This is a genomic window from Sinomonas sp. T428B, assembly GCF_056780155.1.
Genome location: NZ_JBRAZR010000001.1, coordinates 2,539,731 through 2,564,187, shown reverse-complemented (window position 1 = coordinate 2,564,187; position 24,457 = coordinate 2,539,731). Strand labels below are relative to the sequence as shown.

General features: G+C 67.6%; 17 protein-coding genes. 7 read left to right on the top strand and 10 right to left on the bottom strand.

The genetic code is table 11. The annotated features are described in order from the left end of the window. The first annotated feature begins 55 nt into the window (after positions 1-55). Positions 56-475, top strand: coding sequence for a hypothetical protein (locus tag ACUYMY_RS11860; RefSeq protein ID WP_481703749.1), 420 nt, complete (start codon positions 56-58; stop codon positions 473-475). Here the strand turns inward: ACUYMY_RS11860 and ACUYMY_RS11855 are convergent. Then, positions 441-4,577, bottom strand: a complete 4,137-nt coding sequence (locus ACUYMY_RS11855; protein ID WP_481703748.1) for an FtsK/SpoIIIE domain-containing protein — start codon at positions 4,575-4,577, stop codon at positions 441-443. The two genes, ACUYMY_RS11860 and ACUYMY_RS11855, sit on opposite strands and share 35 nt — an antisense overlap. Positions 4,578-4,664: 87 nt before the next feature. Between ACUYMY_RS11855 and glf the strand changes: the two genes are divergently transcribed. Genes glf through ACUYMY_RS11835 form a run of 4 tightly spaced genes read left to right on the top strand, consistent with a single transcriptional unit; the run spans position 4,665 to position 9,555 of the window. Beyond that, the gene (gene glf, locus ACUYMY_RS11850) at positions 4,665-5,942 is read left to right on the top strand and encodes a UDP-galactopyranose mutase (protein WP_481703747.1); all 1,278 of its coding nucleotides are present in this window, start codon (positions 4,665-4,667) and stop codon (positions 5,940-5,942) included. Then, positions 5,939-7,957: a glycosyltransferase gene (locus tag ACUYMY_RS11845; RefSeq protein WP_481703746.1), complete on the top strand. Its 2,019-nt coding sequence runs from the start codon at positions 5,939-5,941 to the stop codon at positions 7,955-7,957. The genes glf and ACUYMY_RS11845 overlap by 4 nt, the downstream gene beginning before the upstream one ends. Further along, positions 7,954-8,826: an ABC transporter permease gene (locus ACUYMY_RS11840; protein WP_481703745.1), complete on the top strand. Its 873-nt coding sequence runs from the start codon at positions 7,954-7,956 to the stop codon at positions 8,824-8,826. Before ACUYMY_RS11845 ends, ACUYMY_RS11840 begins: the two co-directional genes overlap by 4 nt. After that, the gene (locus ACUYMY_RS11835) at positions 8,827-9,555 is read left to right on the top strand and encodes an ABC transporter ATP-binding protein (RefSeq protein ID WP_481703744.1); all 729 of its coding nucleotides are present in this window, start codon (positions 8,827-8,829) and stop codon (positions 9,553-9,555) included. A 213-nt stretch (positions 9,556-9,768) separates the two neighbouring features. On the opposite strand, the gene ACUYMY_RS11830 is transcribed toward ACUYMY_RS11835, so the two are convergent. The 6 genes from ACUYMY_RS11830 to ACUYMY_RS11805 all read right to left on the bottom strand — a co-directional run bounded on the left by ACUYMY_RS11830 (position 9,769) and on the right by ACUYMY_RS11805 (position 15,711). Then, positions 9,769-11,760, bottom strand: coding sequence for a DUF6541 family protein (locus tag ACUYMY_RS11830; RefSeq protein ID WP_481703743.1), 1,992 nt, complete (start codon positions 11,758-11,760; stop codon positions 9,769-9,771). 61 nt (positions 11,761-11,821) lie between these two features. Beyond that, positions 11,822-12,688 (bottom strand): glucose-1-phosphate thymidylyltransferase RfbA, encoded by an 867-nt coding sequence (gene rfbA, locus ACUYMY_RS11825; RefSeq protein ID WP_481703742.1) that lies wholly within the window; start codon positions 12,686-12,688, stop codon positions 11,822-11,824. Between the two features lie 53 nt (positions 12,689-12,741). After that, positions 12,742-13,656 carry a glycosyltransferase gene (locus ACUYMY_RS11820; RefSeq protein ID WP_481703741.1) on the bottom strand — a complete coding sequence of 305 codons (915 nt, stop codon included), beginning with the start codon at positions 13,654-13,656 and terminating at the stop codon, positions 12,742-12,744. Positions 13,657-13,688: 32 nt separating this feature from the next. Beyond that, on the bottom strand, positions 13,689-14,576 hold the full coding sequence (locus tag ACUYMY_RS11815) for a glycosyltransferase family 2 protein (protein ID WP_481703740.1): 888 nt from the start codon (positions 14,574-14,576) through the stop codon (positions 13,689-13,691). A 6-nt stretch (positions 14,577-14,582) separates the two neighbouring features. Beyond that, entirely contained in the window at positions 14,583-14,960 is a 378-nt protein-coding gene (locus ACUYMY_RS11810; RefSeq protein ID WP_481703739.1) for a DUF2304 domain-containing protein, read from the bottom strand. Beyond that, entirely contained in the window at positions 14,953-15,711 is a 759-nt protein-coding gene (locus ACUYMY_RS11805) for a glycosyltransferase family 2 protein (RefSeq protein ID WP_481703738.1), read from the bottom strand. The genes ACUYMY_RS11810 and ACUYMY_RS11805 overlap by 8 nt, the downstream gene beginning before the upstream one ends. 266 nt (positions 15,712-15,977) lie before the next feature. On the opposite strand from ACUYMY_RS11805, the gene ACUYMY_RS11800 reads away from it, so the two are divergent. Further along, the gene (locus tag ACUYMY_RS11800; protein WP_481703737.1) at positions 15,978-16,742 is read left to right on the top strand and encodes a glycosyltransferase; all 765 of its coding nucleotides are present in this window, start codon (positions 15,978-15,980) and stop codon (positions 16,740-16,742) included. Positions 16,743-16,872: 130 nt separating this feature from the next. Then, complete coding sequence (locus ACUYMY_RS11795; RefSeq protein WP_481703736.1) at positions 16,873-17,331, top strand: GtrA family protein; 459 nt, start codon at positions 16,873-16,875, stop codon at positions 17,329-17,331. A gap of 392 nt (positions 17,332-17,723) precedes the next feature. Here the strand turns inward: ACUYMY_RS11795 and ACUYMY_RS11790 are convergent, their stop codons facing one another. From ACUYMY_RS11790 to ACUYMY_RS11780, 3 genes are all read right to left on the bottom strand, one after another. Beyond that, positions 17,724-19,601: a DUF7657 domain-containing protein gene (locus tag ACUYMY_RS11790; RefSeq protein WP_481703735.1), complete on the bottom strand. Its 1,878-nt coding sequence runs from the start codon at positions 19,599-19,601 to the stop codon at positions 17,724-17,726. Between the two features lie 254 nt (positions 19,602-19,855). Beyond that, positions 19,856-21,790 carry a DUF7657 domain-containing protein gene (locus ACUYMY_RS11785; RefSeq protein WP_481703734.1) on the bottom strand — a complete coding sequence of 645 codons (1,935 nt, stop codon included), beginning with the start codon at positions 21,788-21,790 and terminating at the stop codon, positions 19,856-19,858. Between the two features lie 164 nt (positions 21,791-21,954). Then, complete coding sequence (locus ACUYMY_RS11780) at positions 21,955-24,408, bottom strand: GH25 family lysozyme (protein ID WP_481703733.1); 2,454 nt, start codon at positions 24,406-24,408, stop codon at positions 21,955-21,957. Positions 24,409-24,457 lie beyond the last annotated feature (49 nt).

Sequence of the window (24,457 nt, the reverse complement as noted above, 5' to 3'; positions counted from 1 at the left end):
GGCGTCTGTGACCTTGTCCGCATGCGCCCCCGGACAGCTCCGGTAGGGTGCCGGTGTGCCCACCGATGCCGACTCCCGGCCCCCGCGTCCTTGGACGTTGACCGCGCTCGTCGCGATCGTCCTCGCCGAGGCGCTCGTCCTCCTCGGCCTGGCTGTGTTCTACGCAGTCGGCCTCGTGAGCGGCGAGGCCAGGGTCTCCCCGGGCGGGGCCCTCTTCACCCTCCTCCTTTTGGCGGCCGTGGGCGCGTGGCTCGTCGCCGTGGGAGCCTTCCTGTGGCGCGGTCGCCGCTGGACCCGGGCAGGGACCCTCGTCGTGCAGCTCTTCGCCCTCGCCATCGGGGTCCCGACGCTCTCGTCGGGCTTCGTGCTCTATGGCGTGCTCATCCTCGTCCCGGCTGTCGCAGCGTGCTTCCTCCTCTTCGAGCGCAGGGTTCTTCTCTTCACACAGCCGGCGTCTGAGGAGCCTCGCGGCTGAGCCCCGCGGGCCCGTCCTCTGCCATCAGGCTTGCCGGCGTCCGGTGGCCGAGCTGGACGTCGACGCACGTGCCGTCGATGACGGCCACTGCCCGGCCGGGCGGGACGCGGCCCGGCACGTCCACCCGCACGCCGAACACATCGCCGTCGCCCGGCGCACGGGGCGCGAGCAGGAGGCCCGTCCCGCTCGAGCGCGCCGTGAGGGCGAGCGGGCAGCGTGCGTAGAGGTTCGCGCTGTAGCCCGCCGTTGCGACCACCGAGCACCCCGCCTCGACGAGCCGGGACGCGAGCTGCTCCTCGTCCGGTGTGAGCCCGTCGGCGTCGTCGACGGGGACCACCGGCCGGACGTCCCCGGAGGATGCTTCCGCCAGAGCTCCGAGGAGCCGCTCCCAGAGGAGGGCACGATCCTCCCGTCCCGCCGGCGCGAAGGCGACGTGCGGGTTCATGACTGGAAGCGCGTCGAGGAACGCGGTCTTCCCCGTCCCGGGGCCGCCGAGGACGAGCAGCACGTCGCCGTGCCCCAACGTCAGGCCGAGCGGCGCGGCCTCGTCCCCGGCCACCCCCACGAGCAGCCGCGTCCGGCCGCCCGGGGATACCGGGTCGAGGGCCGCAGCGGCGGAACCGTCTCGGGCGGCCATCCGGCGGGCGGCGAGGTCGTGAGCCCGGACGACGCGCGGGAGGGGATCAATGCGGAAGGGCCGCGGCTCAAGAGTGCTGCCACGGCCCTCGGCCCGGGCAGGGGCGGGGACGGGGCCATCGAGCGCACAGCACTGCACCGCGGAGGGTCGGGGCCCTGCGGGGGAGCCGGGCCCGGAGCCCATGCCGGACCCCACGCTCCCGCCGAGCATGGCGCTCCCGCCGGCCAGGTCGCCTGCGCTGGCGGCCGTCCCCACCCCGAGGATCGTGCCGACCGCCGCAGCGCGCCCGACGACCGAGGGCATCGCCGGGAGCCGGGGCCACGACAGGCGCGCCTCGTCCGTCGCGCCGTGCGGGAAGTACAGGCGCGAGGGCATGCCGGTGAACGCCCGGGACGCCACGAGCTCGCGCTCGCCGGAGGCCACGAGGACGAGCCCGGCGCCGGGACCGTCCCGCACGAGGTCGTTGAGCGTCTCCTCGGCCCACGCGTACGGGCTCTGGCGGAGGGCGGAGATCCAGCTTCCCCAGCCTGAGACGGCCAGCACGATGGGCGTCTCGCCGCGGCCGCCGAGCCGCGCCGAGCATTCCTCGGCGAGCCGGGCGACGACGCGCGCGGCCCTTCGCACCTCGCCGAGGCTGACGTGCGCGCCCACCCGCGGGTGCCCGCGAAGTCCCGCGAGGGCGCCGTCGGCGTCGAGCACATAGAGGTGCCGGACGTCTGTCGAGCAGGCGAGCTGGCCCGTGACGGCCGCGAGGGCTGCGGAGGTGCCCGCCATTGGGGGGCCCACGAGCGCGAGGTGGCCGTGGTCGGCGGGGCTCCAGAAGAGGCGCTCCGTCCGCTGCTCGTGCGGCAGGTCGACGGCGCCGAGCAGGACGGGCTCGTCGTAGCCCGGACCCGGCTGCTCGCCGTCGAGCCGCAGGGAGATCCGCGCGGGCAGCGGGGGAGCGACGGGGCGCCTGATGGGCCCGGCGCCGAGACGTTCCCATGCGGCTCCGGCGGCCTGAACGAGGGGCCGGGCGGCCTCGGCGGGGGAGGGCTCGAGGTTCACGCCGGTCTCGCCTCGGCGCCCCTCGAGCCACGCCACGGCGGCGTGCACGCGCACGGACCGGTCTGCTGCGCGGCCCGCACCGAGGCCGAGCGACGCGGTCTGGAACTCGAGGGGCTCGGCGCCCCCGACGCTGAGGTATGCGCGCCCGGGGAGCCGCACGGAGATCCGCCCGGCGGCCGGGCTGCCGACGATGTCGGACGATTCGGCCTCGCTCTGCAGCCGCAGCGCCAGAGCTGTCGTGACGTTGGCCCGGATGTCCGCCGAGACCGCGCCCTGAGGGCGCTGGGTCGCCATGACCAGGTGCATGCCGAGGGAGCGCCCGACAGTGGCCACCCGCATGAGCTCGCCGAGCGCCGCCGGCGCCTCCTCGACGAGCATGCGGAACTCATCCACGACGAGCATGAGGCGGGGGAGGCCGGTGCCGCCGCGGCGCACATAGTCGCCGAGGTCCGCGGCCCGGGAGGAGGCCAGGAGCCGCTCGCGCCGCTTGAGCTCGGCCCGGAGCGAGGCAAGCGTCCGGTCCATGCCGCCGGTCGCGAGGTCGGTCACGAGCCCCACGCAGTGCGGCAGCCCGGCGAGCGGCTCGAGGCCGGATCCGCCCTTGAAGTCGAGGAAGAGGAAGGTGACCCGCTCGGGCGAGGCCAGCGCCGCGGCGCCTGCGACGAGGCTGCGCAGCAGCTCAGACTTCCCGGAGCCGGTGGTTCCGGCGACGAGGAGGTGAGGGCCGTCCGCGACGAGGTCCAGGACGACGGGCCCCGCGGCCGAGAGGCCGAGCGGGACGGGGAGCGCGTCCGGTGAGGCGTGCGCGGACCAGGCGGCAGCGAGCGCGTCCGCCCCGAGGGCGGTGACCTCGTCGAGACCGCATCGCTCGGGCACGCGCCCCGCGCGCCGGACGTTGCCACGAGCCCCCGCCCGGCGCGCCGCGGCGTCGAAGACCGGGCCCGGCACGAGGTCGGGAACGAAGTCCTGCGCCGCACCTCCTGCGATGAGGCGCGCGCGGCGCGTGCCGAGCCGGATCTCGGCGTCGGGGGAGGGGCCGACGAGCCCCTCCAGACCGACCACGGCCCAACCGCGGGCGGCCCCGACGGCAGCACAGGCCTCATGGGCCACCCGAGAGGTTCCGGGCAGGAGCACGACGACGGCCCGGCCTGCGGCAGGCCCCGCGGCCTCCAGGGCGTCTGGATCGGCGGCCTCGGCGTCGGACAGGATCCGCGTGCGGGGCAGGAAGCGCGCCGCGAGCCGGGTCGCCAGCGTGCCTCCCGCCGCGAGCACGACCGTTCCCTCGGCGGCCGGGAGGGCTGCCACCTGGAGGAGGACCCACCGCAGGAGGGCCTCGACCGACGCGTCGCCCCCGTGCACGGCCACCCGGCCGACGAGCGGGAGCGTCAGCGGGACGGCCGTGAGCACGGGCGGATCGATGCCGGCATCGGCGGGTTCGACCGTGACGTTTGCCGGCAGGTCGGCCGTGCCGAGACGGACGTGCACGGTGCCGTCGGGTCCCCCCCTGCCCTGGCCGGAGGCGGCGGCCGTGGCCCCGCCCGCCCTGCACAGCACCCCGGCGTCCGGGGCCGCGCGGCGGCGGCGCGCGTCGTCCTCGTTCGCCGCCGCGGTGAGGCGCCGCTCGAACTCCCGGCGGGCAGAGCGGCCCTCGACGAGCGGGATGAGGAGCGAGACGGCCGAGACCGCCGTGAATGCGAGGAACATCCACATGCCGGTCGCGACGGCCATCCCGACGCCGAGCAGGACCGGCAGGACAGCCATGGTGATCATCGCGGCCCGTCGCTGTGGTGGGGCGCTGCGGACCACGCGGAGGGGTTCCGGCGCGGGCGCCCCCGCCGCGGCGTCGAGAGTCGGGGCCTCGGCCGCGAAGACCAGAGTGCACGTCGTCGCGCCCATCCGGATCTGCTGCCCGGCGGCAATGCGGATGCTCCCGCGGACGCGGCGCCCGTCCACCCACGTGCCGTTCGTGCTCCCCGCATCGCGGAGCACGACGCCGGCGTCGCCCACCTCGATCGCGGCATGCTCGCGCGAGAGCTCCGGATCGGCGAGGACGGCGTGGGGGCCGGTACCCGGGGCGCCTCCGCGTCCGAGCCGCAGCGTCCCCCGCGCCAGCGGCACCACGGTGCCGGCCGCGGGCCCCGCCTGCACGACGAGCGCCAAAGGTGCAGCTGCCCGCTGTTCCCCCGGTGCGGCCGCCACGAGCACCGCGCCGCTGCACAGCGGCGCCCGGCCCGCTGCGAGCCGCTCGAGCGGGACGCCCTCGACTGAGAGACCCGAGGCCCCGTGGATACGCAGGAGCTCCGCGGCGATCTCGTGTCCCGGCGCCCCCTCCGGCACCTCGAGGACGAGCTCGTGGCGGATGCCCCCGCCAAGCGCGCCTCTGGCGGTCGGCGTGACGAGCGTGCAGTGCAGTTCCATCGATCCCCCCTGGCCTCGCTCCAAGGCTAGGCGCGGTGCCCGCGCGGACCGGCCCGGGAGACGCCTCCTGTGGATAACCTCGGGGCCATGGGCCGGGGCACGTGGAGCCGTCCGGTAGTCTTGGACCGCAGGAAGGCCCCTGCCATCGCAGAGGCATGCCCCGAAACAGGAGAGTTTGTGGACGCTGATCTCGTCGTCGTCGGATCCGGATTCTTCGGCCTCACCGTGGCCGAACGCGCCGCCAAGGAGCTCGGAGTCAAAGTCGCAGTGATCGACCGCCGGCACCACATCGGCGGCAACGCGTACAGCGAGATCGACCCCTCCACGGGCATCGAGGTCCACCGCTACGGAGCCCACCTCTTCCACACTTCGAACGAGAAGGTCTGGGAGTACGTCAACCGCTTCACGACCTTCACCAACTACGTGCACCGCGTCTACGGCGTGCACAAGGGCGAGGTCTTCCCGCTGCCGATCAACCTCGGCACGATCAACCAGTTCTTCCGGGCGAACTACGGCCCCGCCGAGGCCAAGGCCCTCATCGAGGAGCAGGCCGGGGAGCTCGCCGGGACGGACCCGCAGAACCTCAATGACAAGGGCATCCAGCTCATCGGCCGCCCGCTCTACGAGGCCTTCATCAAGCACTACACCGGCAAGCAGTGGCAGACCGACCCCAAGGACCTGCCGGCCGGGATCATCTCCCGCCTCCCCGTTCGCTACACGTACGACAACCGCTACTTCAACGACACCTACGAGGGCCTCCCGACCGACGGGTACACCGCGTGGATCGAGCGCATGGCGGATCACCCCAACATCACGGTCAAGCTCTCCACGGACTTCTTCGACTCGTCCCAGCCGCTGAGCAAGGCCAACGTCGTCGGCAACGTCCCCGTCGTCTTCACCGGCGCCGTCGACCGCTACTTCGACTACGCCGAGGGCGACCTCTCGTGGCGCACGATCGACTTCGAGGAGGAGATCCTCCCGGTCGGCGACTTCCAGGGCACGTCGGTCGTGAACTACAACGATGCGGACGTCCCCTACACGCGCATCATCGAGCCGCGCCACTTCCACCCCGAGCGCAACTACCAGACGGAGAAGACGCTCATCATGCGTGAATTCTCGCGCTTCGCCGAGAAGGGCGACGAGCCGTACTACCCCGTCAACACGGAGGCCGACCGCGCCAAGCTGCTGGCCTACCGCGACCTCGCGAACGCGGAGAAGGACGTCCTCTTCGGCGGGCGCCTCGGCACCTACAAGTACCTCGACATGCACATGGCCATCGGCTCGGCCCTGAGCATGTACGAGAACAAGATCAAGCCGCACTTCCAGGGCGGCCAGACGCTCGTGAGCGGAGGGGTGGACGCGTGACTGTCATCAACGAGGCCCCCATCGACGAGCTCCGCGAGGCGGGCTACCTCACTCTCCAGCGCGTCGTGCTCCCGGAGGCGACGCAGGTCGACACCGCCCAGCTCTACGTGGACTCGACGATCGCGACGTCCGCGCCGTTGAGCACGATGAACGGCTCCCAGCAGAAGGGCCGCGACCGGCAGCAGCTCGTCGCGACCTCGATCGCCGCCTCGATCGCCCACGTCGAGGACTTCCTGTCCCGGACCTCGATGCGTGTCCGGCCGGGTGCCCGGCTGTCCTTCGGCACGTACTTCAACGCCTTCCCGGCCAGCTACTGGCGCCGCTGGACCCACGTCGACGCCGTCCGGCTGAACATCAAGACGACCGGGGCGGGCTCCGTGCTCGTCTACAAGTCCAATGCGCGCGGATCCCTTCAGCGCGTGGCGTCGGCGCGAGTCCAGGGGACCCAGATCTCCACCTTCGAGCTGACGCTGGAGCCCTTCGGCGACGGCGGCTGGTACTGGTTCGACCTCGTCGCAGGCGCTGAGGCTCTCGTCCTGGAGGCGGCCGAGTGGCAGACCAAGACGGACAAGAAGATCTCGACCTCCGTCACGCTCGAAATCACGACGCTGAACAAGACGGACTTCTGCATCCAGAACCTCAAGACGCTCGGCAGCGCTCCCGAAGCCCTGGAACACGTGCGCGAGGTCGTCATCGTCGACCAGGGAACCTCGAAGGTGGCGGACGCCGAGGGCTTCGCCGAGGCCGAGGCGGGGCTGGGTGGCAAGCTCAGGATCATCAACCAGGACAACCTCGGCGGTTCGGGCGGCTTCGCCCGCGGCATGTTCGAGGCCGTGGAGAACGGCAGCGACTACGCCCTCCTGCTCGATGACGACGTCATGATCGAGCCGGAGAGCATCAACCGCGTCGTGACCTTCGCCGAGCTGTGCAAGAAGCCGACGATCGTCGGCGGGCACATGTTCGACCTCTACAACCGCACCGTGCTCCACACGTTCGGCGAGGTCGTGAATCCGTACCGGATCCAGCCCTCGCTGCCCAACGAGGACGCGATCCTCGGCCATGACTTCGCGCTCTCCAACCTCCGCCAGACGCCTTGGCTCCACCGGCGCACGGACGTGGACTACAACGGCTGGTGGATGTGCCTCATCCCGACGGCCGTGATCCGGGAGATCGGCCTCGCCCTGCCGGTGTTCATCAAGTGGGACGACGCCGAGTACGGGCTCCGGGCCCGCGACCGCGGCTTCCCCACTGTGTCCATGCCCGGGGCTGCCGTCTGGCACGTCTCGTGGATCGACAAGGACGATCTGGTCGGCTGGCAGGCATACTTCCATACCCGCAATCGCCTGATCACGGCGCTGCTGCACAGCCCCTACGAGCTCGGCGGGCGCGTGGTCCGCGAGTCTCTCCAGCTGGATGTCAAGCACCTGATCTCGATGCAGTACTACACGGCCCGAGGACGTGTCATGGCCCTGCGCGACCTCCTGCAGGGGCCCAGCCATCTCCATGACCTCCTCCCGGTCAAGCTTCCTGAGATCCGGTCGATGGCCAAGGACTTCAGCGACTCCAGGTTCAAGCCCGAGCCGGAGGACTTCCCGAGCCCCAAGATGGACAAGCCCCCCCGGAAGGGCCAAGGCTTCCAGTCCCCGGGCTACGTCAAACTGCTGCCCTGGACGGCCAAGACCGTGGCCCGCCAACTCCTCAAGCCGGTCAAGCCGGTCAGCAAGGAACGTCCCCAAGCGCTGATTCCGCACCAGGACAACCGCTGGTGGCGGATGTCGCAGTACGACAGCGCCCTCGTCTCCAACGCAGAGGGCACGGGCGTCAGCTGGTACCAGCGCGATCCGCAGACACTGCGCCAGACCCTCGCGGAGGCAGGGAAGCTCCACACGCAGATCCTCCGCCAATGGCAGAGGCTCCGTGCCGACTATCGGAGTGCGCTCCCCGAGATCACCTCCATTGAGACGTGGCGGAAGACCTTCGAGAAGCACTCTGACCTAGGAAAGTCGTCATCTTGACCGTCCAAGCTCTGGGCCAGCCGGGAAAGGGCCGGGGCCTCCGTGACGTGCTGGCCTCCCGGTTCCTGCTCAAGCTGCTGGTCGACAAGGAGATCAAGGTCCGGTACCGGGGCTCTCTGCTCGGCCTCGTCTGGTCCTATTTCAAGCCCGGGCTGCAGTTCGTGGTTTTCTACATCGCACTCGGGGTCTTCCTCGGCCTCGAGAAGGGGCCCCGCAATCCCACGGGCCTGTCGAACTATGCGATCTACCTGTTCTCCGGGATAGTGCTGATCAACTTCTTCTCCGAGGCGCTCGGCAATGCCGCACGCTCAATCGTCAACAACGGCAGCCTGATCAAGAAGATCTATTTGCCCCGGGAACTCTTCCCGGTTGCGTCGGTGTGGGTGTCGGGGGTGCACCTCGTGCCCCAGATCGTGATCCTGCTGGCGGCATGCCTGATCGTCGGGTGGCGGCCCGACATCATGCAGCTGGTGGCCGCGCTCTCGGGCTTCATCATCGTGGCGCTGCTGGCCCTCGGGCTGGGGTTGCTGTTCGGCGCGGCCAACGTCTACTTCCGGGACGCCGAGAACTTCGTCGACTTGCTCCTGATGATCGCCACGTGGGCTTCCCCCGTCATGTACTCGTGGCAGATGGTGCGGGACCGCATGGGGGAGGGGTTCTACTTCTTCTACCAGATGAACCCGATCAGCGTGGGCGTCGAGGCGTTCCACTACGCCTTCTGGTTCCCGACCACTGACGGTTCCTCCGCCGTACCCGATCAACTGCTGACCCTCTGGATTCCCATCGGTCTTGCCGTTTCGCTCGCCGTCGTCATCATCGGCCAATTGACCTTCAGCCGGCTCGAGGGCCGGTTTGCCCAGGAGCTCTGAATGTCCACCGCCGTCGAAGTCCGGGGAATCACCAAGAAGTTCGTGCTGCGCCATTCGCGCTCGATCAAAGAGGCCATCGTCTGGCTGGTCAAGGGGCGCAAGGGGGAGCTGACCGAGACCTTCGACGCCCTCAAGGACGTCAGCCTGACGATCAAGCAGGGTGAGACCGTTGCGCTCCTGGGCTTCAATGGCTCCGGCAAGTCCACGCTGCTGAAGCACATCTCGGGCGTCATGCTGCCGGACGAGGGCATGGTGCTCACGCGCGGCCGCGTGGCCGGCCTGATCGAGGTCGGCGCCGGATTCCACCATGACCTGACCGGACGCGACAACGTCTACCTCAACGGCGCGATCCTCGGCATGGATGAGGAACAGATCAAGGAGCGCTTCGACGACATCGTCGCGTTCTCCGAGATCGGGCAGTTCATCGACACCGAGGTGAAGTTCTACTCCTCGGGAATGTACCTGCGGCTGGCCTTCTCCGTGGCCGTTCACACGGATCCCGAGGTCTTCCTCGTGGACGAGATCCTCGCCGTGGGCGACGAGCCGTTCCAGCGGAAATGCCTCGAGAAGATCCATGATCTGGCCGCGCAGGGCAAGACGCTCGTGGTCGTCAGCCATGATCTCGACCTCGTCTCGCGCGTCTGCGACCGGGGAGTCGTCCTCGAGCACGGTCGCGTCATCTTCGATGGGCCGATCGCCGAAGCAGTGGCGGTGCAGCGGGGGCGCTAGGGCTGCGTCTCTTACCACGGCTGGGGTTCGGGCCGACAGGCTGTGGGGTGGCTCGCGATGCTGCCTGACCGAAGGCCAGTGTGAGCAGGGTGAGCCTCTGCTGTCCGTACCGGCTACCAATGCCCACCAGCACGGGATCAAGGCCAGTGTCGCCGAGCCTGAGGATCAGAGGGCCAGCCGGAAACGGCGCGGCTCCAAGGCCTGATGTTCAGATCACCCGCATGCGGTGATCTTGTAGAGGCGGGCCGAGCCCTGGGAGTCGACGAGTGACAGGCCCGGGTTGTTGGCCAAGTTCTTGAGGCCGGGACCGGAGTGGTCACCGCCATGGACCTCTCTGTCGCCGAAGTCCAGGACGTATCGGGCGTCGAGCTCACGTACCGAGTCGCAAACCGAAGGATCGGAGGAAATGTTGTTGAGGTTGTTGTAGATGTTCTGCAGGGCGGGCGGAACGTGTGCGATGACGTGCAGCTGCACATTCCGCCGGTCAGCGAAGGCATAGGAGAGCGCTGTTCCTGTGTATGGGTTTCCGATGACGACAGCGTCTTCAGGGGTGTCGTTGTCGAGTCGCTCAAGCAGGGCGAGCTCGTCCGGGCTGATGAGGGCGGAATTCTCTGTGAGCTGGTACATGCGGGCGGCATTGGCCGAGGCATGTTGGACGTTGCCCCTTTGGCTGGCGCCGAAGAACACGATGATGACCACCGCGGCAGCGAGGACAGGAAGAATGCCCGAGCTCCCCGATAGGGAGTTGGGTCGCGCTCGCTTCCAGATTCGGCTGGCAGAGTCGACGACAAAGTCGGCCCCGGCTACGACCAACAGGAGCGCAGCAGTGGGCAGCAGTGCAGCGATGCGGTAGCTGTCGTTGTACCAGACTCCCGTGAGGAAATCTCGTAGTTGGCCTCCGGGATAGCCCGCAATGACGGTGTAGAGGATGGCGAACGCGGCATAGGCGAGTACGGGCCAGACCGGGAGCTTGCGCCGGAGAATGCCCCACAGGCCAAGGACTGCAAGAGCCCCGAGAACCCACGCCGCGGGCAGGCCAATAGGGGCAAGCAGCAGCATTTCACCGAAAGCCTGGGGCGGAGTCATGTAGGGACCCCAGAAGGCTGCCTCTTTCGGAGGCCGGACCTTCAGCCAAAGACCGAGGACCAGCCCTGCGACGAGCGCGGTCTCTGCGGCAAGGAGGACGGCGGGCTTAGCGAGTCGCCCGAGCCCGTCCCTGCGCCGTCGAACGAGGGCGGCGAGGCGGTTCCACAGGCTTGGAGCCCAAATGCTCGCGGCGAAGACAACCCAAGCCATGAAGGTCGTCGGGTGGGATCCAGCCGTTCCCGCGACGGACAAGGCTGCAACCCCGGCTGCGGCCAGCACCGGAGCCTTTCCGACTGAGGCTCGGGTCCACTGGAAGAAGAGTGCGGTGAGGGCTACTGAGGCCGGAAGCGTGCTGATGGCCAGGAGGTTCGGGTAGAGCACCCCGAAGTCCAGCATGAGCAGCGGGAACGCACCCAGACCGGAGGCAGTTACTGCAGCCGCTACGGTCGGCACCGGGCGATGACCGTACACGGATCGCGCCAGCAGAAGGCAGCTGAATGGCCACACAATGGCGGCAATGACCACGTTCACCACGTTGACGGCAACCGGAATATCCAGGCCGAGGGCGAAGCCGACAGCGGAGACCAGAGCGTGCCAGCCAGCGGGATAGTACGGCTGGTCGGTCATGTGCCCAACGGTCAGGGACGAGGCTTGCCCTGTGTCCTCGATGTAGCGCAGGACGTTCAGGTGGTAGACGTTGTCATACGACTGGGAGATGTGGCTCGGTTCCCCGAATACCGTCATGCAACGCCAGGCAATCAGGCCGGTCCCGACGACCACCGCCGCCCATGACAGTGCCGTCCATGGAATTCGTCCACCCGGAACGGCATTCTGTCCCGGTTCTCCTGGCCGTGAAGCCTGTAGAAGCTCTGGGGCGAAGGCTCCGTTTCGGGTCCTCGGGACCGCGTTCAGTGCCCTGCGCAGACCGAAGAACAAGGCCGCGGCAAGCAACATGGCACATCCCGCGAGAGCGGCATACGTCCACTGGATTCCCAAGAATGGAAGGAGCGTAGAGGCCACCACGGTCAGACCAACCGTCAGCGCGGGAGCCGCAAGCAATGCGGTTGACCAGCGCGTACGCACTACGAGGGCTATGAGCAGGCCCGGGGCAATAACCATCGCTCCCGCTGCACACAGTTGCGGGGCTAGGGGAATCCAGTTCACGTTGTCGGCGCCCCGCTTAGGACTCTTGCAGAAGCTCGAGGAGGTACGCCCCGTAGCCGCTCTTCACGAGAGGCTCGGCCCGTTCCCGGAGCTCGTCGTCGCTCAGGAAGCCTTGGCGCCAGGCGATCTCCTCGGGTGCGCCAATCTTCAGTCCCTGCCTGTTCTCCACGGTGCGGATGAAGTTTGAGGCGTCGTTCAGGTCGTCAAACGTCCCCGTGTCAAGCCAAGCAGTGCCACGGGGGAGGATCTCCACCTGCAGCTTGCCCCGTTCGAGATATGTGCGGTTGACGTCCGTGATCTCCAACTCCCCACGAGCGGACGGCTTGAGCCCCTTGGCGATCTCGACGACGTCATTGTCGTAGAAGTAGAGGCCTGGGACGGCATAGTGGCTTTTCGGCTTCTCGGGTTTCTCCTCAAGTGAGATCACCTTGCCGGACCCATCGAACTCGACCACGCCATAGGCCTTGGGGTCCTTGACCCAGTATCCGAAGACGGCCCCACCGTCAATGTCCGCGTGGCGGCGGAGCTGCGTTCCCATGCCCTGCCCATAAAAGATGTTGTCGCCCAGGACCAGGGCAACCGTCTCGGACCCGATGTGTTCCTGTCCCAGGATGAACGCCTGCGCCAGGCCGTCCGGCGAGACCTGCTGCACATACGTGAAGTTGACTCCGAACTGGGACCCGTCCCCGAGGAGCCGTTGGAACTGACCGGCATCATGGGGGGTTGTGATGATGAGGATGTCGCGGATGCCGGCAAGAATGAGCGTCGACAGCGGGTAGTAGATCATCGGCTTGTCATAGACAGGGACGAGCTGCTTGCTGATGCCGTGGGTGATCGGGTGCAGTCGCGACCCGGTGCCACCGGCAAGGATGATTCCGCGCATAGGCCCAATCATTCCCCACGGCCCCGGTTGGGGCCAAAACGGCGGAATGCTGCCTAGGCTGACACGCGGGGGCCTGAGCGCCCCCGGATTCCGTCCCGGACGCCTGCCAAGGCGTTCCTCAGGCGGCCAGTGCGACCGGGCGCGAGGACGGAGACGATGGCCAGGTGCCGCAGGTCGGTGAGAATGCCCCGAAGGGCCCACCGCGGGTGACGGCGGCCGTAGGAGCGAATCAGGAGCAGACGATTGCGGCATATGTAGTAGTAGCGCCAAGGAGCGGCCGTGCGGACGCGAAGAGGCGTAGCGCCAAGTCGAATCGGGACGCCCAAAACGCGTGCGGGAACCAGCGTGCCGAGGCTGTGGCAGAGCCTTGCATCCTCGGCGAGCAGCGGCGACAGCCCGGCATCGAGCGCACGGAGGTAGAACTCGCTGTCCACTCCGTCGATGAAAAGGTCCTCCCGGAACCCGCCGATCTGATCGAGGACGGCGAGAGGGATCAGCAGTCCAGACTGCACCGGCTCTTCGCTCAGTATGCTGCGGCCGACGCGCTTCGCGCCGCGGTGGGGGAGCCCGGTCACGACGGCGGGGGCCACCATCCCCACCCTCAGCCCATCCTCCGCACCGATGCGGGCGGTCCGCAGGAGAGCCGCGACGAAGCCTCGCTCGACGCTGGAATCCTGGTCGAAGGTGGCGATGGAGCCGTCGGCAGGAAGGAGTGGGCGCAGCCGTGCGACCCCACGGTTGAGGGCGGCGGCGATGCCGCTGTTTCGGGGCAGGCGTTCGACGATCGCGCCCCGCGCCTCGAGCTCGCGGTAGAGATCCTCCGGCGGGTAAGGACTGCCGTCGTCGACCACGACCACCCACGGCAGCTGGCCGAGCAGCAGTTCGACGTTGGCGAGGAGCTGCTGGCTGGGGTTGAAGGCACTGATGACGGCACCGACGCAGCTTTCATGGTCCTCGGCGGAGGTCAAGGTCAGGGCTCCAAGTGTTGAGTAGGGCCGGGTCAGGGCAGGAGGGCGTGCCGTGCGAGCACCGCGGCGCTGCGGGGGTGGCGGGCGAGAAGCGCCCGCGGCAGCAGGACTGCGGCGTGCGCCCGCGAGGTCAGCCGCAGCTCAGCGGCGCGCGCTGCCGAATTCCAGCCGTGCTCCCTGCACAGTCTTGCCGCGAGCTCGAAGTACTCCCGTTCGCCTTCAAAGCGGGACCCATCCACCAGCTTCGACACGGAAGCGCTGTCGGCATGGCGCCGGTAGGCAAAGCAGATGTCAGGGACGACCAGGAGATCCTCGCCCCCCAGCAGCATGTCGATGATGAGGGCGAGGTCTTGGATGACCGGAAGGCCGTCGCGGAAGTCGTACTGCTGGAGTCGGTCTCTCCGGAAGGCGAGGGAAGGCCAGTACAACCAGTCTCCGTGCAGGAGGGACGTCACCAGCTGCTCCCCGCCAAAGAGGTGCGGCACGGAGGTCCTTGGGCGCAGCAACCGCTGCTTCACAAAGTCCGTCAACGTGCAGGACGGCCTTCCGGCCTTGTTGATGACTTCGATGCCGGGCTGGATGATGGACGCTTCTGGGAAGGCACGGTGTGCCTCCAAGATCACGTCAACATAGTTGGGCAGCAGGACGTCATCGCATCCCACCACGGCGACCAGCTCCCGCTTGGCGGAGCGGATCGCCGTCCGGAAGTTGGCAGTGATGCCCTCGTTGATCTCCTTCTTAACGTAGGTGATACGAGGATCATCCAGCCCTTCGACGTACTCCTGGACCTCCGACGACGGGTACGCGTCGTCGAGGACAGTCAGGTGCCAGTCTGGGTTTCGCTGGGCGAGCACGCTGTCCACCGTCTGGCGCATGTAGTCGGCATCCCCCCAATAGGGGATGAAGATGTCGAGCGACACGAGGGCTCAATCCCCGAGCTTCTCGCCCGGTCGGTCCAGCTGCTGCGCTGACTCTAGACGTTCGAGCTGCACCCGCAGGATGGCCACTTCCTCGGCCAGCGTCCGTGTCTCGTCCTCCACGACAGAGATTTCCCAGGAGAGGTGAAGGCAGACGCCGAGCAGCATCAGGATGCTGAGAATGAAGAGGAGGTTCGACGGCAGCTGCACCCCCACCATCACGGCTGCTGCGTAGAGCAGGTCGGGGAAGGCCGCGAGGATAAGGGTCGTGATACCGACTGCGAGCCACCAGAAGGCATACTTCTCGCGCAGCTTCTTGCGCCGCACCATTTCCGCAACAAGGGCGACGATGAGGAAGGCAAGGATGAAGGCGGCCAGATTAGCCACGGGCGTCTCCTGGGATCAGTTCCGCGGTGTCCGCCAGATGCGAGCGGCGACGCGTCAGCGCGAAGGCCAGGGCAAGGATCGAGCGGCCGAGGTAGATAGCTGCCTTGAAGGGGTTGTGACTGGGCGTTCCGCCTTGTCGCGGTCGCATCTCGACAGGCACCTGGGTGACACGGAGCCCCGAACGGATCGCGACCACGAGAGAGTCGATGGTATCCCCGAGGTACTCTGCCGGATAGTGGTCCAGGTACTGCGTGATGGCTCGGTCGTTGGCGGCCCGGAAACCGCTCGTGACGTCGGTGAGACGGGTTTTGGCCAGGCCCGAGATCGTCTTTGCGAGGAAGGTCATGGCCCACTTGCGGGGGCCACTGACGGTGTAGTCCCCCCGGTCCGCAAACCGTGCCCCGATGGAGATGTCGGCGTGCTCGAGACCCGCGAGGACCTCGCGAATGTTGCGCGGGTCATGCTGCCCATCGGCGTCGACTTGGATCACCCGGCGGTAGCCCATGCGACGGGCGTACTTGAAGCCCGCGCGCATGGCACCTCCCACGCCGAGGTTGAAGGGCAGATCGAGGACCGTTGCGCCTGCCGCTGCTGCCAACTCTGAGGTGTTGTCGGTGGAGCCGTCGTTGACGACGAGGACGTCGTAAGAGGCTTCGGCAGCGAGTACTTCGGCCACGGTGCTGCCCACCGACTCCGACTCGTTCCATGCCGGCATGATGATGAGCACCCGTGAGGGGGCGGGGCTGTGCATGACTTCCAAGTTACCGCATTCCGAGATCCGTGGTTGGCCACTGGCCCCTCTGTCAGGGTGCAGGAGGCCGTACCTCCCCTCAGGAGGCCGCGCCTCGCGCCAGCTCCATGACTCTGGCCACACCCACGGGCGACTGCTTCACGCTGGACCACTCCACATGTGGCCAGAAGAGACGCGCGAGGAACCTTGTGCGACGAGTTCTGCAGTCGGCGCATAGTAGATAGGCCTCGCCAAGGGGTTTCCGCCAGGAAGCTAGAGTGAGGGTCATGGTCCCTTCCCCTTCGTCCCCGCGGACTCGAGTCAGCGTCTGCATGGCGGCCTATCGCGGTGAGGCCTACATCGCAGAGCAACTCGAGTCGATCCTTGCTCAGCTCAAGGACGATGACGAGGTTGTCGTCGTCGACGACTGCTCTCCGGACGGGACCGCGGATGTAGTTCTCTCAGTCGACGATCCCCGCATCCGTCTCATCCGTCACCAAGTCAACAAGGGCTACGTACGGGCCTTTGAGACGGCAGTATCCGAGAGCCGCGGGAGCTTCGTGTTCCTCTCAGATCAGGACGACGTCTGGCTCCCGGGCCGGGTCGAGAAGATGCTCTCCGCCCTTGAACGCAATCTGGTGGTCGCCAGCAACTTCGCCATGCACGGCGGGGCGCCGCGGCCCTGGATTCCCCGCCTCAGCTCGCGGATGAACGGACGTCGGCTGGCGAATCTGGTCGGCATCCTCATCGGATACCGCGCCTACTACGGCTGCGGAATGGCTTTTCGCCGCGAGGCTCAAAGCCTCTTCCTGCCGATTCCCTCCTATGTGCGAGAGTCGCACGACCTGTGGCTGGCCATCTGCGGGGCCGTCAGGGGCTCCCTGGCGCACCTGGACGTCGATACGCTCGAGCGGAGAGTGCATGGAGCCAACCAGACGCCGGAGGGTTTCCGTGCCCTGCCGAAGATCCTCTCGGCACGCCTGATGTTCCTGAGGCTGATGGCTGAGGCGTGGCGGCGGAACCGGCAGTGGGAGAGGCGACGAGCTTCATGACTCCCGGAGCAAGTCCTTGGTGCGGTCCCCTGCAGATGCGGTAGGGAACTGGCGGCACCTGTACAGTAGGACGGGGTCGGCTGCCCTCGGTAGCGAGCGTTCATTGAGATCTAGGCAGGTTTAGCACCTCATGCAGGACACGTTACTGAAGTTGTGGCGGCGGTTGTGGGCGATGATCCACCGGGGCTACGTCATCAAGTTCCTCATCGTCGGGGGACTCAGCTTCGCGATCGATCTGGGGACGTTGGCACTTCTCCATGAGGTCTTCGACGTCGGTCTCTGGCTGGCGACGCCCGTTGCCTTCATCATCAGCCTGTTATTCAATTTCGGAGTCCAGCGGAGTTTTACCTTCAGGTCTACGAATAGGCGTGATGTCAGCTTCTTGAAGTACATCGCTCTGGTTGTTTTCAACATCGGAGCGACGGATGTCATTGTCAATGTCCTGGCAGGGATCGGCATCTCCTACGCCATTGGCAAGGTTGTCTCGACCGTCTTGACGATGATCTGGAACTACCTCCTCTACCGCCACTGGATCTTCAAGCATCCTGTTGAGAAGGAAGCCGTGGGGGAGCTCCCGACAACCAAGTGAGGCGCGGCGGAGTGCGGCTCGCCGGAGGCGTACACCTGACCTTGCAGGCGCTCTTCCTTGAGGGGCAGCGCTAGGATCCTCTGCATCGCCTGCTTCATCCGACGTCGTCTCGACGGCAGAAGGAAGCCGCCCAAACTGGGCGTGCGAGCCGTCGATGGCGTTGCCCCTGAACCTCTCAGGGAACCAGACGTGGTTTGTTGCGCCCGCGACTGCCTGGCGATGCGCTGGACATATCTTCGCGTGCGGCCCCGCAGCGAGGATGCGCCGTGGAGAACCAACGTCTAGTCGTTCGGCCCTGTGACACTTTCCCCTTGCCCGAGGGCCACTGGCGGACAACCCGGTTCAGGCCATCTCAGCCGGAAACCCTGAATCGAGTCGACGTGGGCAAGGTTCTAAGAGACCTTGTAGATGAACATCTGGCTTCCTGACCACTGGAGGGTCCTGTCTGGGGTGAGGCAGGGCTGGGTCAGGGGGCGGGTGGAGGCGATGCCGGCGAGGTTGGGAACACGAGCCTTCAGGTCGCACGGGTCGGCGCGGACGATTGCCGTATCCGAGCCATTACTGCCGAAGTTCAGGCCCGGTTCTGAGAGCCATTGGAAGTAGATGAAGCCTCCGCCTCGGTTCCAGTCCTTCTCGTGGGAGCCGTCCGGATCGAGTTTGGCCCATTCGTCCTTGTTCGGGCCCGAGCGCTGGAGACCGCTCAGGGAGGGCACCCCGTTGGAGAAGGCAACGTTGTCGAACCACGGGGAGTCCGAGGCCCAGACCTGTCCGGCCTCTCTGGCGGCGCGGCCCTGCTCCCGGAGGTATGTCGCAGTGGCTGAGTCCCGAAGGTCGCCGAGGCCGAACAGCAGGGGGTTGGTGTTGATCACCGGGAGCACGGCCAGCGCGGTCACGAGGGCCATGGGCCAGAGCCGGTCATGGAAGCGGGTCAGGCACAGGACGGCGACGCCGACGGCGATGGCCACTGCTGCGATGGACGAGGGCCGTATGTTCGGAAGGTAGCTCTGCTGGAGCTGCGAGGCGGCGTAGGCAGAGACGAGGCCGCATCCGAGAGCGGCAAGCAGGGGGATCTTCCAGCCTGTGGTGCCCTTGAGCCGGGCGAGCAGGAGGCAGAGCAGGATGGTGCCGATGATTCCGCAGACCTGGGCCGCGCGGGCTGGCTGCACGTAGTTCAGGACGGGGAGCAGCGGGCCCAGGGCGCCGAAGTTGACGGTGCACCAGGCCAGCCAGACCAGGCCGAAGGCCGACATCACGAGAATCGCGACGTTGTGCCGTATCGGCCGGATGCTGACGAGCCCTATCAGAAGGACGGCGGCCCAGACGAACGTGACCGTGTACGCGGTCGAGAGCTCGCTCTGGTTGCTGCCGATGGGGGACATGTCCCGCATGGCCCCGAGAGCGGGGGCGCCGAAGAGCATTCCGAAGTCGATGGCCGTCCCGCCCGAACGCCGCGAACCCGGGTAGACGGTGTCCAGGAGGGCCGCCATGCCCGCGCGGTTCTCCCACAGGGTGCCGGCGGCGAAGACAACGGTGCAGAGCCCGGCGCTGCCGAGAGCGAGGAGCTTGGGCCTCCAGGGCCCTCTGGCGGCGAAGATCCATGCGACCGACGCCGTGAGCACCGGCAGGCCCAGGACGATGGACCAGGGGATGTAGAAGCTGGGCATGCCGGCCAGGAGGATTCCGGAGGCCAGGCTCTGCAGCACGGGCACGGCACGCCGTCCCCGGCTGAAGTTGGTGTAGGCCATCAGGAGCAGGCTCGAGCCGGCCACGGTGTAGGCGATGAGCTGGATCGGCATCATGGTCCACCACGACGAGGCGGGGGCCAGGGAGATCAGGGCGGCGGCCAGCCACCCCCACCGGCGTGCCGCTCCCAGCTGGGCGAACCATGTCGGCAGGAAGAGGAACAGGAGCAGGGCGGGGAGCCACCAGTGGGCAGCAAAGACCATCGCATCCGGCAGGAACGCGGCGCTGCGCAGCATCGTGGAGTCGAAGAAGACGACCGACTCGAAGATGCCGCCGGACGGATAGCGGTGCACGAGGCCCGCCGGGGCAGCCAACGGGCTCGTGGACGGATCTCCGCCCGTTGCCATGATCGACAGGACGATCGGCGAGAACGCGTTGTACTCGTCCGCGCGAATCTGAGACGACGGGCCGATCTGGAGACCGAGGGGCGCCTGAGGATCCTCGCGGAGGGGCGGCATTCCTATCGACGACGTGGTCGCCCCCAGAAGCACCAGCACCACATAGGCGAGGACAACAAGGGCCCGCAACGCATTATCCTGCCGCCGAACCCAAGGCAGTGCGCGCGCCCTGGGCCTCTGAGCAACCAGCTCTTCAGTGGATATCGTCGTCAAACCTGATCCTCATACCGTAGGAGCCACCATGACAGGGTTGGCAGGTGGGCGACCTCCGCCTCATGCCTCCATGGACGGAAATTCGGACAGCAACCTCAGAATGCTAGCCCATGAGTCACCTGCCCTCGGCAGGCGCGCAAGCTGTGGCGGAAGGCCGTCCCGCCCCAACTCTAGGAGACCTTGTAGATGAACATCTGGCTTCCTGACCACTGGAGGGTCCTGTCTGGGGTGAGGCAGGGCTGGGTCAGGGGGCGGGTGGAGGCGATGCCGGCGAGGTTGGGAACACGAGCCTTCAGGTCGCACGGGTCGGCGCGGACGAATGTCACGTCGAAGCCGCTGTTGCCGAAGTTCAGGCCCGGTTCTGAAAGCCATTGGAAGTAGATGAAGCCTCCGCCTCGGTTCCAGTCCTTCTCGTGGGAGCCGTCCGGATCGAGTTTGGCCCATTCGTCCTTGTTCGGGCCCGAGCGCTGGAGACCGCTCAGGGAGGGCACCCCGTTGGAGAAGGCAACGTTGTCGAACCACGGGGAGTCCGAGGCCCAGACCTGTCCGGCCTCTCTGGCGGCGCGGCCCTGCTCCCGGAGGTATGTCGCAGTGGCTGAGTCCCGAAGGTCGCCGAGGCCGAACAGCAGGGGGTTGGTGTTGATCACCGGGAGCACGGCCAGCGCGGTCACGAGGGCCATGGGCCAGAGCCGGTCATGGAAGCGGGTCAGGCACAGGACGGCGACGCCGACGGCGATGGCCACTGCTGCGATGGACGAGGGCCGTATGTTCGGAAGGTAGCTCTGCTGGAGCTGCGAGGCGGCGTAGGCAGAGACGAGGCCGCATCCGAGAGCGGCAAGCAGGGGGATCTTCCAGCCTGTGGTGCCCTTGAGCCGGGCGAGCAGGAGGCAGAGCAGGATGGTGCCGATGATTCCGCAGACCTGGGCCGCGCGGGCTGGCTGCACGTAGTTCAGGACGGGGAGCAGCGGGCCCAGGGCGCCGAAGTTGACGGTGCACCAGGCCAGCCAGACCAGGCCGAAGGCCGACATCACGAGAATCGCGACGTTGTGCCGTATCGGCCGGATGCTGACGAGCCCTATCAGAAGGACGGCGGCCCAGACGAACGTGACCGTGTACGCGGTCGAGAGCTCGCTCTGGTTGCTGCCGATGGGGGACATGTCCCGCATGGCCCCGAGAGCGGGGGCGCCGAAGAGCATTCCGAAGTCGATGGCCGTCCCGCCCGAACGCCGCGAACCCGGGTAGACGGTGTCCAGGAGGGCCGCCATGCCCGCGCGGTTCTCCCACAGGGTGCCGGCGGCGAAGACAACGGTGCAGAGCCCGGCGCTGCCGAGAGCGAGGAGCTTGGGCCTCCAGGGCCCTCTGGCGGCGAAGATCCATGCGACCGACGCCGTGAGCACCGGCAGGCCCAGGACGATGGACCAGGGGATGTAGAAGCTGGGCATGCCGGCCAGGAGGATTCCGGAGGCCAGGCTCTGCAGCACGGGCACGGCACGCCGTCCCCGGCTGAAGTTGGTGTAGGCCATCAGGAGCAGGCTCGAGCCGGCCACGGTGTAGGCGATGAGCTGGATCGGCATCATGGTCCACCACGACGAGGCGGGGGCCAGGGAGATCAGGGCGGCGGCCAGCCACCCCCACCGGCGTGCCGCTCCCAGCTGGGCGAACCATGTCGGCAGGAAGAGGAACAGGAGCAGGGCGGGGAGCCACCAGTGGGCAGCAAAGACCATCGCATCCGGCAGGAACGCGGCGCTGCGCAGCATCGTGGAGTCGAAGAAGACGACCGACTCGAAGATGCCGCCGGACGGATAGCGGTGCACGAGGCCCGCCGGGGCAGCCAACGGGCTCGTGGACGGATCTCCGCCCGTTGCCATGATCGACAGGACGATCGGCGAGAACGCATTGAATTCATCGGACCGGATCGGTGAGGACGCGCCGATCTGGAGACCGAGGGGCGCCTGAGGATCCTCGCGGAGGGGCGGCATTCCTATCGACGACGTGGTCGCCCCCAGAAGCACCAGCACCACATAGGCGAGGACAACAAGGGCCCGCAGCCCGTTGTCCGCACTAAGGGCCCAGGTGGACAGGCTCTTCGTAGCCTTGCGAATCACCGGTGCTGAAGGGGCAATCGTTGTCAATCCGGTAATCCTCAAGCTCTTGTCGCCTCGATGCAGGTGCTACTGATGGTGTCGCGACCCGCCCTCCGCCACCGCTTGGCTGGCGGACGGCGGATCGCAACCCTCGCATGCTAGCGCATCGGCCTCTATGGCGGCCCTCAGAGACTGCCCACGGCCTTGGCCGCCAGATAGCCCTCACTTCGCGTGCCCCCTGCAGCGTGGAACCACAGGGTCCCGTCGGGGCGGCGCCCCACGAGGCCTGGTCGGCCGTCGGCGCTGTTGTACCCGGCCTCGACGATGCGGTCATAGACGTTCCAGCCGGTGCCGATCTGCCGGGCGGGCTGGTAGCCTCCCGCGGCGTCTCCGGCGTAGAACCACAGCGTCCCGTCTGGCCGCCGGGCCACGAGATCCGGCCGGCCGTCGGAGTCCAAATCCTGGACGCCGGTGATCTGGTCGTAGATGTTCCACCCGGTGCCGATCCGCTGACCAGTCCGGTAGCCGCCGGTGCCATCGCCGGCATAGAACCACAGCCCCCCGTCCGGCTGGCGGGCCAGAAGGTCCGCCACACCGTCACCGGTGATGTCGCCCACGCCGAGGATGCGGTCGAAGATGCCCCACCCGGTGCCGATCTGCCGTGCGCTCTGGTAGTTGCCGAGCCCGTCCCCGGCATAGAACCAGAAGGTGCCGTCGGGCCTCCGGGCCACGAGGTCCGGCCGGCCGTCGCGGTTGGTGTCCCCAACCCCGGCGATCAGGTCATAGATGTTCCAGCCCGTTCCGACGAGCCGGCCAGTCTGGTACCCGCCAGCGCCGTTGCCGCCGTAGAACCACAGCGCACCGTTGGGCTGCATGGCTGCCAGGTCCGAGGAGCCGTCCGCGTTGGAGTCCAGAATCCCGCTGAGCTGCGAGAAGATCTGCCAGCCGGTGCCGATCTGGCGCCCCGCCTGATAGGCAGGCTCGAACCGCATGCCGTCGCCGGCGTAGAACCACAGGCTGCCGTCTGGGCGGCGGGCGAGGAGGTCGGGCCGGCCGTCGGCGTTGTTGTCGCCGACTCCGAGGATGCGGTCATAGAGCTCCCAGCCGGTGCCGATCCGCCGGGCGGGCTGGTAGCCTCCCGCGGCGTCTCCGGCGTAGAACCACAGCGTCCCGTCTGGCCGCCGGGCCACGAGGTCCGGCCGGCCGTCGGCGTCGAAATCCTGGACGCCGGTGATCTGGTCGTAGATGTCCCACCCGGTGCCGATCCGCTGACCAGTCCGGTAGCCGCCGGTGCCGTCGCCGGCGTAGAACCACAACCCTCCGTCCGGGTGGCGGGCCAGAAGGTCCGCCACACCGTCACCGGTCATGTCGCCCACGCCGAGGATCCGGTCGTAGATGCTCCACCCGGTGCCGATCTGCCGCGCGCTGGAATAGTTGCCGCGACCGTCCCCGGCATAGAACCAGAAGGTGCCGTCGGGCCTCCGGGCCACGAGGTCCGGCCGGCCGTCGCGGTTGGTGTCCCCGACCCCGGCGATCAGGTCATAGATGTTCCAGCCCGTTCCGACGAGCTTGCCAGTCTGGTAGCCGCCAGCGCCGTTGCCGCCATAGAACCACAGCGAACCGTCAGGCCTGCGGGCAACCAAGTCCGGCCGTCCATCGCTGTTCGAATCCATGACCGCGGCGAGAAGGGACGACGTTTGGAGGGGCGTCCCGTCGGGAGTACTGGCAAGAGCACGGAGCTGGTCCATAGAACCGTAGAAGACGTCTTGGTCTCCGGGAAAGGTTGCCACTGTCGTCCGGCTCTGATCCGCGTACTGGTCGGCGTACTGCCAGAACGTGTACTTGCCCCAGCCTCCGTACATCCAGGGCGATTCAGCCCACCATGCTGCGGCCCAGAGGGGATTGGTCGAGGCGAACCGCGTTGAGCCGCCGAGGCACTCGTTCCAGAACGAATAGCTCGTGTAGATCACTGCCTGCTTGTTTGTCCTGGCCGCGTACCGGGCCGTGAAGTCTGCGACCCACGCCTCGAGCTGGGCGGGCGACTGGCTGTAGCACCGGTTGATGCCCTCGTTGTAAGGGTCGCCGTTGTAGAAGGACGGGTGGTCTTCGATGTCGAGAACCCCGGGCAGCGTGATCCCGTCGGGGCTCCACCCGCCGCCGCTCGCGACAAAGGCATCCGCCTGAGCGGCGCCGGATGAGAGATTGGGCCGGGCGAAGTGGTAGGCGCCGCGGATCAGGCCGACTGAGGCTGCCCCGTTGTACTGCTGGGCAAAGTAGCTGTTGGAGCTCCATGTTCCCTCGGACGCCTTGATGTAGGCGAAGCGGGCTCCCTTGGATCGGACGTAGTTCCAGTCGACGTTGCCCTGCCACCCGCTCACGTCGAGACCGAGGGGCTGGCCCACTGTCGATGACGGTTGTTCGGGCACGGACGGCTCCCCGTAGTTGACCGTGGGGAGCGAGAGCAGTCCCGGGAGGGACCGACTTCCGATGCCGCCCGCTGCGGACCGCCGCGACTGGGGGCCGAGACCGGCCTTGGCGTCAGTTCGGCTCGTTCCCATCGACGCACCGTTGCGCTGCAGCGCCGCGAGATCCGTGGGGTCTTCCTTGGACTTCCCGACGGCGGCGTCAGCGGGCGGCACGCTACTGGGGGCCGGGGAGGGGGTCGGGGATCCCGCCGGCGAAGGGGCT

What these genes read in the sequence shown, in the direction of transcription:
- rfbA (WP_481703742.1), bottom strand. Translation starts at nt 12,688, where the DNA reads ATGCGCGGAATCATCCTTGCCGGTGGCACCGGGTCGCGACTGCACCCG.
- ACUYMY_RS11835 (WP_481703744.1), top strand. Translation starts at nt 8,827, where the DNA reads ATGTCCACCGCCGTCGAAGTCCGGGGAATCACCAAGAAGTTCGTGCTG.
- ACUYMY_RS11800 (WP_481703737.1), top strand. Translation starts at nt 15,978, where the DNA reads ATGGTCCCTTCCCCTTCGTCCCCGCGGACTCGAGTCAGCGTCTGCATG.
- ACUYMY_RS11855 (WP_481703748.1), bottom strand. Translation starts at nt 4,577, where the DNA reads ATGGAACTGCACTGCACGCTCGTCACGCCGACCGCCAGAGGCGCGCTT.
- ACUYMY_RS11795 (WP_481703736.1), top strand. Translation starts at nt 16,873, where the DNA reads ATGCAGGACACGTTACTGAAGTTGTGGCGGCGGTTGTGGGCGATGATC.
- ACUYMY_RS11830 (WP_481703743.1), bottom strand. Translation starts at nt 11,760, where the DNA reads ATGGTTATTGCCCCGGGCCTGCTCATAGCCCTCGTAGTGCGTACGCGC.
- ACUYMY_RS11805 (WP_481703738.1), bottom strand. Translation starts at nt 15,711, where the DNA reads ATGCACAGCCCCGCCCCCTCACGGGTGCTCATCATCATGCCGGCATGG.
- glf (WP_481703747.1), top strand. Translation starts at nt 4,665, where the DNA reads ATGGGCCGGGGCACGTGGAGCCGTCCGGTAGTCTTGGACCGCAGGAAG.